We start from the raw sequence: 10,945 nt of genomic DNA on the forward strand, positions 1-10,945 counted from the left end.
ATTATCGATGAAATATATGTCAATACAAAAAGCGAAGCTGGATAAGATATTTAAAAAATAAAATCGTTTTTTGATATTGGACTCATATGTTTTGATGAGGTGAATTTAAACTATATTCGGAGGTTGTATATATCAATTTTTATTTGTATTTTTTATATTTTCTTATTTTTACCAAATAAATAGGCTTAGAATATTAATAAAATACACTAAACCTATAAATATTAGTCGAGGGATAATAAATGTAAGATGAGAATGGTAGGGGAGCTGATTATCAGATTAGTAATTCGTCTTCCTCATCATCATTCCCTTCTAAACTAATATTAGTCATATTATGACGAATTTGGTTGTTAAGAGGAATACTCATCAAACTGATAGACATATAATGGTTGAGTGAGCGCTTAAATTTTTTATTCAGTGAGGAGAGTTCAGGATCACTTGATGACTGTAATGTTTGGCTAACACCCGCAATAAAGTTTTGTTTTTCATCTTTACCCAATGTAATCATAGTCTTAAATACATGAGAAAAAAATATTTTGTCATCCCCTTTTGATTTAAGCTCATCAATAAATTTGTTAATTTTATTTATTTCTTTAGGGGATAGATCTATTTTTTCACTGGATTGATACGTGTTTTGGCGTTCCATGTTTTTTCCTTGCCATAATGAATTCATTTTACTTTGAGTATTCTCAGGATGAATTTGAGATTCATTGTGTTGAGGAGTGATAACCTTAGCTTGTAGATCAGTCAGCATCTTTGTGTTCTTCCTGTATTGAATTTATTGTTGCTATCAAGTTTTGATAGGCCTTTCTATGCATTTTTAAAATGTTGCATTGTGTTGGAACAGAAAATACATGAGGAATAATATTTTTAGAGGCAGTAATAGGGGAGAAATAGGTAATTTTATTATCAACCTCTAAGGCAATTGTGTTATCAGCAGTGGTTGAAATTTTCATATCAGAACCACTTTTGGCAATACGAGCTTGCATTTTCGCAGGTAGGTGTAATGTAGTATTGGCTATTTTTGCGTATTGCTTTTTAAAATAAGCTGCAACCGCCTCTTGTAGATGGTTATCACCAAAAATATCATTCAATATTTTCATCAGCTGCTCTTTGCTTTGACTGGTATTTTCTTGGTACTTAATTTCACTGGTCTCTATCGCATTAATAAAATCCGTTAATAATTGTTTGATACCGTCGTTATAGCCTTGTTGATAAGCCGTCTGGTAGAGCGCTTCTTGCTGTTGTTCTGCTTGTTGGTAATGTTCACTTGCCTTTTTTTGAGCATATTGAGTGATAGTTTTGTGGTATTTATCGGCACTCAATGCTTGGTATTTGATCAAGACTTTCTCAGACATCGTCTGTTTAACATTTGGGGGTGTTTTCTCTGACATATCGACATGTTTCTTCAATAGTATTCCAAGGTAGCATCGTTTTTACGGATGAAGGTATAAGTTGCTGAGTTTCAAGACTAAACATATATTTAGCTCGAAGAGTGTAAGCGGCGCCAAAGGGGGCTAAACACATCAATAATTGTTGTGCTCCAAGGGCCGTTAATACCTGTGGTGAAGTCGTGGGTTGATTTTCTGACTGCCAAAGTGGGCGACTTAATCGTGTATGTAATACACGGTATTTGGAAAGTTCAACCCACCAAGGGAGAGGTTCGGCGTGTAACAGAACCCCTAAGCCTAACGCCACCTCCGGTAGTAAAGCCCAATGTTCAGATAATATTTTGGGTAATAAGGGGGTTTTCTCATTGGGTAAAGGCAATGAGTATTGCAGAATCAATTGCTGGTTATGTTTACGTTGCAGTAAAGGAGGAAAGTCGTTATATCCGACCCCATTAAATTCGCTATGGAAATAGCAGCCTGGGGCGAGGAAAATGTTTCCTTGTGCAATGAGTAGGTTATTCAGCGCTGTCATCAGCAGGTTTCTCCACTAGATTAGTTGCCGGTTTTTTGTTACTTAGCTGGCGCCACAGTAATAGTAAAATAGTCAACAGAATGATAATCGCAGCGATAATTGAGCTGATTATGATTGGATTAAAAGTATATTCCGGTTCTGATTTAATTTGATATTGCAATGGTGGCCGGTTGACGACGACAACGGAGACATTATCGTAATTTGCTTCAGCAAAACTGTTTGTTAGAAACAGTTTAATTTTATGCATCATCATCTGAGGATCTTCACTTCCAGAATAGGTAACCAAGCTAGATACATTTTGTATTTGCTTGGTCGGATTATTACCATTCAATGGATAACTGACATGAACTCGAGCATTAATAATATCGGGAATGGTGAGCAGTGATTGCTCAAGGCGTTGTTCAATTAAAGAAAGTAAACGAGTACGTTCTGCTTGTGGCGATGCCACCAAAGAATCACCGGGGAATGCTTGAATGATTTCTATTGGTTCTTTTGATGGTAAGTTATATTGACGCAGTAAATCTACTGCAATAACAAAATCACTAGGTTGAACGCGAATGGAATCCCCACTTTTATTATCTTGTTTACGCGTAGCCTCAACACCATGCTCTTGTAGTATGGCTAATACTTCGTTACTTTGTCGTTGGCTTAACTGACTGAGTAATAACTGGTTATCACAACCTACTAAGAAGCTAATAAACCCAATCAAGATAAATTTCTTTAAAATATTCATGGTTTATTGGGCTTTTAAGACTGTATCAATCGCAGAGACACTTTTATGCGTCAGTGTACTAATCATGTTCATCGTCAGGCTGTAATTACCGACACGATTTTGAAATTGTAGTAATTGAGTTGGGTTACTTGGATCAATATTATTTACATTTTCAGTTAATGCTTTTTTTTCTTGGCTGGCGGTTGCGGTGTATTCAGCAAATAGCTTTTTGACTTTGTCTTCAATCGGAAGAGATGATGGGAGAACGGATGTTGTTTCTGTTGGGGTGGTAAGCAGTAAATGTGGTGTAATAGCTAACATAAATTATTTCCTAAATAAAACAGAGCATTATATTAAATAATGCTCTTAAAAATTAAACGTTACGAATAATGGCTTGGTCAGTATCTTTAATTGATTTCATAAAGTTACTCTGTAATTGGCGTGCCATATTATAGTTACCACTCATGGCGGTGATTTTTGCCAATACTAATGGGTTATCGACTTCTAAACTTGTTGAGGAAAGGATTGTGTTCAATTCATCTCCGAACTGTTTAGCTTTATCACTAATACTCGCTGAGGTACGATAGATCATACCCAAGCCATTTTTATCTTTTCCTTCGATTTCTAAATTGGAGCTTGCCCAACGGCCATTATCTAAGCCTGGAATTATATCTGCCATTTTGTTTCCTCTTTATCTGTAAAGTTATACTAATTAATATTTTGTTAAGTTAAAAACTGATTGAATTTAAAAACCAATGATTGTTTCCTAGTAAAATATAACCATTGGCATTGGTGACAAATGATTTTCCCACAAGAGTATTATTTGCAAGGGAAATGGAGAATTGGATATGGTTTTCTCCCCATTGTTTATAAAATGAATTCGTAAAGTTAATCAGCGAGGCAGTTTGGTTGTCATCTAAACTGTCTTTTATTATAAAGATAACTTTATTATCTTTAGTGATTTTACGCCATTGAACATTACTTTCTGTTAATCCCAACTCTGCTTTTTGTAATAATTCACCAAAAATAACCTGTTTTATTTCACTTTTAATGTAGCAGTGGAAGTAGCTAGATAATAGTTTGTCTATTTTCTCCTCTGTATCAGTTGATATATTATTAGCTATAGTGGTTATTTTAGGGTTGCAGGGATTACTAAGATCTATTTTTAATGTGTCTGGAAATACTTCAATGATTTTGTTTTCAATTTCTTTTTCGAGTTTATTTATTATTTTAATTGAGAATTTTTCATTGTATTTAGCTTTGACTAGGCGTTGCATACTCCAATCAGCATCTCTTTGTGTTTTGACTACAATGAGGCTTTCGTTATTTACACTTTGAGTTACAGTAATAGGATAATGGCTACCTTGAAGTATGTATTCTAATGCTTTTACTTTTTTCTCAGCATTTTGGGTAGGAATATATTGGAAAGTAACGTAAGCAATAAATATTGAAAATAAAGTAAAGAAAAAGACCAACATCGTTTGTTTATTAAAAAAACTTTGTTTTTCCTTGGTCGATTTTTTTATTTTAGATTCGATGATAGGTAATGGATCTTTCACTTCCGAGATTAATACGTCTTCAAGCGTTTGGGGGCTTTGCCAATCGGTATCTTGGATTTTTATTGCAATAGGAAATATATCAGCCAAAAGTAATTGCTGAAGAATGATAGGGATTTCAGTACTTAACCCATTATCATTTAGCCGAATTGCCATACCACTTTCAGTATGTTGATTCGCTGTAATAATTGAAAATTCACAAGCAATACCATCGCTAGGGATTTGGTAAGTTGTAAATCCATCATCATTGATGTCAGTTTTGTATTCTAAGCCGTCACCAATGATAATAAGATTGTTATCTGTATTAACCATTAATTCTTGGCCAGTCATAGGGCCACTAGCAATCTTTATTATGCATGTTTGGCTATTTGTATCACTCATAAAAATAATCTCATGGAATTAATTTCATTCTAGTTATGGATTTATTGGGTCGTTATTGGCTGCAAGTAAAACAAGAAATATTTATTTTGTCAGTTGAATTGTTCTTATTCATTCACACCTTTAATTTGAAATGAAAAGTATGAAGGATTCCAGAGTATTCCCTTGAGGTATTCTTATTTATCGCTCATTCTGTGTACACAAAATTACGTTAATAAGGCCTATATAATGTCAAACAAAGATATTGCTACATTATTAGAAAGTAGAGGCTGTTGCTTTTCTTTGCAGGATAAATTGGTCTTGGCTATACCCAATAAGAATGCAACGCCTTTTTTTTATAAATCTCTATATTCAAATTTAAATATTTCAATCGAAAATCAGTCTATATTTATCTGCCAAGAGAATGAGTGGGAGTCAATAGATAAATCACATTGGTATGTGTACAAAATGGATTTGTCAGAATTAGTTGAAATTTTAGCAATTATTGACACAGCGACAGGGCAAGCATTTCTCTCTAAAAAAGAGAAACTAAAAACGGATGAAAGTTGCCAAAACGAATTTATTGTATTACCTGAAGATTTTTCATTAAATATCTCGATTAAAAATATAGTTATTGATTTGATTATTAGAAATCATCCTGTATTTGATAATTGGTGTGAAATATTAAGACGATATGAAGCCTATGGCATGATGCGATTTCTTCTTACTTCTGCTCAAGATGACAAGAATGCCAATATTAATCAGTTATGTGTGCGTTATGGTATATCAGCCTCTTATTTTAGGCAGCTTTATCGAGAAAACTTTAATAAAACGGCAAAGCGAAAAATTATGAGTGTTCGTATGGCTAATGCAATTCTACAGCTAATAGAAAGTGATGACTCAATATTAGATGTAGGGCTGGAAGCTGGTTATTGCTCAGCATCTCATTTTACTAATGATATTAAAAAAGAGTTAGGTCTAACTCCATCAGAAATTAGGCACATTGGAGCAACATTATATGAGCAGTAAAAAAAATCGAGTGTTAGGGTTAACACTATTTTTACTGAGTATGAATTACTATTCGGCACAAGCAGAAGTTATTGTGGCTGAGCCAGTCACGCAGTCAAGAAATCACGATACATTTGTCGCAAATAACATTGCGGTAGGTAAGGTGTTTGATGCAGTCGCTGAGCGTTTAAATAAACCGATTATTCTTAGTAAATTAGCTTCTCAAAAAAAAGTAACGGGTAATTTTAATTTGGCTAATGCAGATGAAATGTTTAAAGCGTTAGCTCGGAGAATTGCGCTAGTGTGGTATGACGATGGTGCTAGTATCTATGTCTACGATAATAGCGAAATGCGTAGCGCGATTATTCCAACGAATAATGTCAGCAGCAATCAGCTGCTTAATTATATTCAACGAAACGGCATTTATGACTCACGTTTTCCTGTACGTTCACAAGAAGGAGAAAGGTTATTATTTGTTTCTGGGCCCCCCTTGTATATTGAATTAATTAAAGCGGCTTCTTTATACCTTGCGGAACAAATTAGGAAAGAGGAATTGTCTAGTGGTGAAGTTGCGGTTATTCCACTAAAGCACGCCTCCGTAACTGATAGAAGTTATTCATTACGTGGACAAAATATTACGATCCCCGGCTTGCTGAATGTGATTAATAACTTATTTAAAAATGGGGCCGCAATTGATGAAACGTTAACTATCCAGCCTCCATCGGTAGCTATTAACTCAACAGGCGATTCAATTGATGAATTGATGGACGCGCCAATTGGTGACTCACTACCTTCTGCGAATAAGTCCCAGTTGGTAACGAAAAGGTCCACTAATAGTGCATTTTCTCTGGTGGCACATCCTGACAGTAATAGTTTGATTGTTAAAGGAAGCCAAGAACAAATTCGTTATGTTCGACAGCTGGTGAATACATTGGATATGCGTCGCCGCCAAGTGGAGCTGTCATTATGGATTATTGATATTACGCGATCTGAATTAGATAATTTAGGTGTGAATTGGGAAGTTGGCACATTTAATACGGGAACGGGGTCAGTATCATTTAATCGCAGTACATTATCGAACAGCCAGCAATTCCTATTACAGATTGATGCATTAAATAAGACAGGTAACGGACACATTGTTTCTCGTCCAGTGCTATTAACCCAAGAAAATATCCCCGCTTTATTTGATAACAACACCAGTTTTTACGCCAAATTACAAGGTGAACGCATTGCGACTCTTGAACAAGTTACTTATGGCACCATGGTGAGTGTGATGCCACGTATTTCTGCGGGTAATAACGTTGAAATGGAAGTCAATATTGAAGATGGCGCAGAAAATCGCGACAGCATGGGTAAAACATCCAGCGTAGAAGGGTTACCTGCCGTTAACCGAACTAGCATTAACACAGTTGCGCGTATTGCGAAAGACAGTAGTTTGCTTATTGGCGGTTATACACGTGAACAATATGTTGAAAATGAAAGTAAAATTCCTTTTTTAAGCGATCTTCCTTATGTGGGAGGATTATTTAGCCATTCATCAACTAATCAGCAGAAGATGGTTCGTTTATTTCTAATCCAACCGCGTTTATTGGATGAAAATGAAGGATGGGATGGGCGACAATTTTCCGAAAAGACGCGGATCAGCAACCATGATAGTCAGCTGCACGGTACTGTTCAATTCCTTCAACAATACATGAGTGAGTCATGGCAATAACCCCACTGAGTTTTAATAACCGTTTTTCAGTTAACACTCAAAACAAAAGTCGTACACCAGTGAGTAGTAATGATGACTCTGATGAAGTAGCTCGTGGCGCGGGTGTTATTGATAGCTCCAGTGAATATGCATCAATGTCGATGTTGGCTGCAAGCCATGTGCGTCGAGGAAGTTCTAAAAAGGGCAGTGAAGAAGAGTGGATGCAATTTTCTGAACGCATCTTAGATAAAGATGCGGATGACAAAGTATTGCATATAGAAGGGTTACTTAATAAACAGTTAATGACCCCAAAACAGTTACGAGCATTTTTACTACAATTTTTTACTGACCCGAGTGACCTGTTAATGCTTCTTGCCGCATTAATCAATCGGAAAAAATTAAAAAAAGAACAAATTGATAACCTTGAAGCTTTAGTGGAATTACTACAGGCAGAAGACACTAAACGGAGTGCTCAAGCTGGTATTAATATTGCATTAATCGCAAAAGCATTTGCTAAGAAATTTAAGTTAAGTTCTGGTGATTTACGTACGGTATATCGTGAATTTATCAGTTATGACGGGCCGGTTGTTTATTTATATGAACAATGGGTAGAAGAAATGGATATCCAAGAGCGTGAAAATATAATGCGTTACCTTGGTCGTGCCCTTGCTTGTGATTTACAAACGTTACCTTTGGGTGATTTAAATATTAGTGCATTTAGTGTTTTTTTTAATCGCATAGGCCGATTACGAGAACTGCAATCATTAGATTATGTGTTCTGCCAGCAATTCTTTCAATCCGGCTTTTTTCGGCTCAATGAAAACTCAAATAAATCAAAACTTGCAAAAGAGCTGAGTCAATTATTTACCCATGGTATTCGTAGCCAAGTTGGTTTTGAAACAGCAGTCATAACTTTTATTTCTGAGGAGCTAAAAGTCATGACTTCAGATATGCGCGGCAGATTTTTACAACTCTTATTGCTGGCTTTTACAGTTATTCCTACGACTGTATTTAGGTCAATGGAAGCAAGAGAGCAATGTATCGAACAATTAAAAATACTCATGGACCAAATTATGGTGCAAGAGCAAATACTACACCGACAGCCATAGTGCGACAGGAAAATTACTCCATGAAAAATATAACCGGATTTTTATTACAAGTCCGTAATCGTCCAGAGCTAATGGTATTAATCATCATGGTTATGGTTATTGCGATGTTGATTATTCCATTACCCACAATATTGGTCGATTTATTGATCGGCTTAAATATTATGATCTCAGTACTGATTTTTATGAGTTCTTTTTATATCACTCGGATCCTAAATTTTCAGTCGTTTCCATCTATTTTACTTATTAGTACGCTATTTCGACTTGCTTTATCAATTAGTACTAGCCGCTTAATTTTATTAGAAGCCGATGCTGGGGATATTATCGCAACGTTTGGTGAATTTGTTATTCAAGATAATTTAGTCGTTGGTATGGTGGTATTTGCGATTGTCACCATTGTACAGTTCATTGTTATTACTAAAGGGTCTGAACGTATTGCTGAAGTCGCTGCACGCTTTTCCCTTGATGCAATGCCTGGAAAGCAAATGAGTATTGATGCCGACCTACGGGCGGGTATGATTGATGAGGCGGGAGTTAAAGAGAAGCGAGGCGATCTCGAAAAAGAGAGCCAGCTATTTGGTTCTTTCGATGGTGCGATGAAATTCATTAAAGGGGATGCGATCGCGGGTATTATCATCATTTTTGTTAATTTAATTGGTGGGATATCTGTTGGTACAGCTCAGCAGGGAATGGATGTTTCAACTGCTCTGAATACTTTTTCGTTGTTAACGATTGGTGATGGTTTAGTCGCACAAATACCTGCACTACTTATTTCTATCAGTGCGGGTTTTATTGTCACTCGAGTGGGGGGTAATGATAAGAACTTAGGTGAAAATATTGTTTCGGAGCTATTTGCGAATGACTTTACGATTTTAATTACAGCACTTATTGTACTTTCCATGGGGTTTTTACCAGGTTTCCCAACCATTATATTTTTACTGTTATCAGGGCTTCTTATTGGGTTATTTGCTTTCAGATATTTTAAAAAGCAAAAAGATAAGCAAAAAACAGTTAAGGGTGAAGCTGAAATCATTAATCCAGATGTGACGGAAGGTGAAACTCAAAGAGAAAATAGTGATATTGAAGATGAATATATTCCAGAAACATTACCAATTATTATTTCGGTTAATCAAAAATATAAACAACATTTAGAGCAAAATAAATTTCTATCCAGAATGAAAAAAGATATTTTTATTCGTTATGGATATAGGATACCGGATATTGCTGTTAATTACTCACCAATAATCCCTGAAAATAAAATAGTGATACTAATTAATGAAATCAAAGCAGGAGAATATGATATCTATTTTCATGGATATCGTTTATTGACTATCAATGATGAACCTGAATATCTTGGTATGACATTGACAAAGTTTACGGATGAATATGGCTCAGTGAGCACGTGGTTTGAACAAAAAGACCTCACGAATATTGAACAGCTCGGTTTAATGGCTCGTGATGACGTAACAGAGGCTATTGATTGTGTCAGTACCTTGCTGTTGAGATTTATTAATGAATTTTTTGGTATTCAAGAAACGAAAAATTTACTTGATGACCTTGAGAGAAAATACCCTGAATTACTAAAAGAGTGTTATCGCCATGCTACGGTACAAAAAGTCACCGAAGTTTTTCAACGCTTATTAATGGAAAAAATATCAGTTCGTAATATGAAATTGATTATTGAAACCTTAGTGCAGTGGGTACCAAAAGAAAAAGATAGTTTGATGTTAGTCGAACATGTAAGAAGTTCAATGGCGCGTTATATTTCATCTCGTTTTTCTGTAGATGGGCGCTTGAATGTCCTCATGATTAACTCACAGCTAGAAGACACGATACGTCAAGGGATCAGGCAGGCTTCAGGTGGCATGTATTTACATCTTGAGCCTGAAAAAACCAATGAGTTGATACAAGCTGCGGAACTCGCTTTAGAAAACAGTTACCTATCAGTCAGAGATGTAAATATTTTAGTGCCTGTTGACATTCGTCGTTTTGTCAAAAAAATCTTAGAAGGTCGTTTTCCTGAGTTAGAAGTACTTTCTTTTAATGAAGTTTCTGAGATGGTCAAGGTCAATGTGGTTAAAACCATATAATCAAAAAATTGACGTTATTAACAAATAAAGCAACTGAATTCAATATAACTAAAAATATTGAATAATTAAAATATATTAAAAATATAAGGATCACCCAATGAAATATAGATTTATAGAAATGCTTAATGAATTTTTAAACACTATGGGACGTAGCGACCTAGTTAACTCTCAGTTAGATTGTCATTCTAACATTCAGTTTGAAATGAATGGTTTTGCTGAAATTAATATTGACCTATCTACAGACGATATTATTATTTGGTGTAGTTTAGGAAACTGTAACTATAGCCATTTAGATGCAACTAGCTCCTTCTTATTAAAATCATTATTAGAATACCCACCAAATAATTTTTATCCAGGCCAACCTGCATTGAACATTGTGAATGATGCTTATGTTCTTTCTGCGGTTTTAAAAGAATCAGCCTTAAATAATATACAATTATTTGCAGATAGTTTTGAAGAATTCTTTGAGCGTGCAAATGAGCTTAGTGCTCAGCTATCGTAAT

Annotated in this window: 12 protein-coding genes; 5 read left to right on the forward strand and 7 right to left on the reverse strand. The window is 35.3% G+C overall.

Annotated elements, in window-relative coordinates:
• Window positions 1-271: 271 nt before the first annotated feature.
• The 7 genes from PR809_RS06670 to PR809_RS06700 are packed head-to-tail and all read right to left on the reverse strand — an operon-like array spanning window position 272 to window position 4,569.
• Entirely contained in the window at window positions 272-751 is a 480-nt protein-coding gene (locus PR809_RS06670; RefSeq protein WP_102138746.1) for a hypothetical protein, read from the reverse strand.
• On the reverse strand, window positions 741-1,391 hold the full coding sequence (locus PR809_RS06675; RefSeq protein ID WP_206276704.1) for a hypothetical protein: 651 nt from the start codon (window positions 1,389-1,391) through the stop codon (window positions 741-743). Before PR809_RS06675 ends, PR809_RS06670 begins: the two co-directional genes overlap by 11 nt.
• The gene (locus tag PR809_RS06680; RefSeq protein WP_102138748.1) at window positions 1,363-1,920 is read right to left on the reverse strand and encodes a hypothetical protein; all 558 of its coding nucleotides are present in this window, start codon (window positions 1,918-1,920) and stop codon (window positions 1,363-1,365) included. Before PR809_RS06680 ends, PR809_RS06675 begins: the two co-directional genes overlap by 29 nt.
• On the reverse strand, window positions 1,904-2,653 hold the full coding sequence (sctJ, locus tag PR809_RS06685) for a type III secretion system inner membrane ring lipoprotein SctJ (RefSeq protein ID WP_166266122.1): 750 nt from the start codon (window positions 2,651-2,653) through the stop codon (window positions 1,904-1,906). Before sctJ ends, PR809_RS06680 begins: the two co-directional genes overlap by 17 nt.
• Before the next feature lie 3 nt (window positions 2,654-2,656).
• Window positions 2,657-2,953, reverse strand: coding sequence for a type III secretion system inner rod subunit SctI (gene sctI / locus PR809_RS06690; RefSeq protein ID WP_206276703.1), 297 nt, complete (start codon window positions 2,951-2,953; stop codon window positions 2,657-2,659).
• A 52-nt stretch (window positions 2,954-3,005) separates the two neighbouring features.
• Window positions 3,006-3,311, reverse strand: coding sequence for an EscF/YscF/HrpA family type III secretion system needle major subunit (locus PR809_RS06695; RefSeq protein ID WP_166266119.1), 306 nt, complete (start codon window positions 3,309-3,311; stop codon window positions 3,006-3,008).
• Between the two features lie 49 nt (window positions 3,312-3,360).
• Complete coding sequence (locus PR809_RS06700; protein ID WP_210848616.1) at window positions 3,361-4,569, reverse strand: PrgH/EprH family type III secretion apparatus protein; 1,209 nt, start codon at window positions 4,567-4,569, stop codon at window positions 3,361-3,363.
• Between the two features lie 225 nt (window positions 4,570-4,794).
• Here PR809_RS06700 and PR809_RS06705 point away from each other — a divergent pair, with 225 nt between their 5' ends.
• The 5 genes from PR809_RS06705 to PR809_RS06725 all read left to right on the forward strand — a co-directional run bounded on the left by PR809_RS06705 (window position 4,795) and on the right by PR809_RS06725 (window position 10,944).
• Window positions 4,795-5,574 (forward strand): helix-turn-helix domain-containing protein, encoded by a 780-nt coding sequence (locus PR809_RS06705; RefSeq protein ID WP_231068073.1) that lies wholly within the window; start codon window positions 4,795-4,797, stop codon window positions 5,572-5,574.
• Complete coding sequence (sctC, locus tag PR809_RS06710) at window positions 5,564-7,267, forward strand: type III secretion system outer membrane ring subunit SctC (RefSeq protein WP_206276897.1); 1,704 nt, start codon at window positions 5,564-5,566, stop codon at window positions 7,265-7,267. The genes PR809_RS06705 and sctC overlap by 11 nt, the downstream gene beginning before the upstream one ends.
• Window positions 7,258-8,355, forward strand: coding sequence for a type III secretion system gatekeeper subunit SctW (gene sctW, locus PR809_RS06715; protein ID WP_206276896.1), 1,098 nt, complete (start codon window positions 7,258-7,260; stop codon window positions 8,353-8,355). The genes sctC and sctW overlap by 10 nt, the downstream gene beginning before the upstream one ends.
• A 20-nt stretch (window positions 8,356-8,375) precedes the next feature.
• Complete coding sequence (locus PR809_RS06720; protein WP_166266104.1) at window positions 8,376-10,442, forward strand: EscV/YscV/HrcV family type III secretion system export apparatus protein; 2,067 nt, start codon at window positions 8,376-8,378, stop codon at window positions 10,440-10,442.
• Window positions 10,443-10,539: 97 nt separating this feature from the next.
• Complete coding sequence (locus PR809_RS06725; RefSeq protein WP_102138757.1) at window positions 10,540-10,944, forward strand: type III secretion system protein; 405 nt, start codon at window positions 10,540-10,542, stop codon at window positions 10,942-10,944.
• Window position 10,945: the final 1 nt, after the last annotated feature.

The sequence above is a fragment of the Providencia sp. PROV201 genome, from assembly GCF_028479545.1.
Lineage (GTDB): Bacteria > Pseudomonadota > Gammaproteobacteria > Enterobacterales > Enterobacteriaceae > Providencia > Providencia huaxiensis.

What these genes read in the sequence shown, in the direction of transcription:
- PR809_RS06695 (WP_166266119.1), bottom strand. Translation starts at nt 3,311, where the DNA reads ATGGCAGATATAATTCCAGGCTTAGATAATGGCCGTTGGGCAAGCTCC.
- PR809_RS06670 (WP_102138746.1), bottom strand. Translation starts at nt 751, where the DNA reads ATGCTGACTGATCTACAAGCTAAGGTTATCACTCCTCAACACAATGAA.
- sctW (WP_206276896.1), top strand. Translation starts at nt 7,258, where the DNA reads ATGGCAATAACCCCACTGAGTTTTAATAACCGTTTTTCAGTTAACACT.
- sctC (WP_206276897.1), top strand. Translation starts at nt 5,564, where the DNA reads ATGAGCAGTAAAAAAAATCGAGTGTTAGGGTTAACACTATTTTTACTG.
- PR809_RS06680 (WP_102138748.1), bottom strand. Translation starts at nt 1,920, where the DNA reads ATGACAGCGCTGAATAACCTACTCATTGCACAAGGAAACATTTTCCTC.
- PR809_RS06720 (WP_166266104.1), top strand. Translation starts at nt 8,376, where the DNA reads ATGAAAAATATAACCGGATTTTTATTACAAGTCCGTAATCGTCCAGAG.
- PR809_RS06700 (WP_210848616.1), bottom strand. Translation starts at nt 4,569, where the DNA reads ATGAGTGATACAAATAGCCAAACATGCATAATAAAGATTGCTAGTGGC.
- PR809_RS06705 (WP_231068073.1), top strand. Translation starts at nt 4,795, where the DNA reads ATGTCAAACAAAGATATTGCTACATTATTAGAAAGTAGAGGCTGTTGC.
- sctJ (WP_166266122.1), bottom strand. Translation starts at nt 2,653, where the DNA reads ATGAATATTTTAAAGAAATTTATCTTGATTGGGTTTATTAGCTTCTTA.
- PR809_RS06675 (WP_206276704.1), bottom strand. Translation starts at nt 1,391, where the DNA reads ATGTCAGAGAAAACACCCCCAAATGTTAAACAGACGATGTCTGAGAAA.
- sctI (WP_206276703.1), bottom strand. Translation starts at nt 2,953, where the DNA reads ATGTTAGCTATTACACCACATTTACTGCTTACCACCCCAACAGAAACA.
- PR809_RS06725 (WP_102138757.1), top strand. Translation starts at nt 10,540, where the DNA reads ATGAAATATAGATTTATAGAAATGCTTAATGAATTTTTAAACACTATG.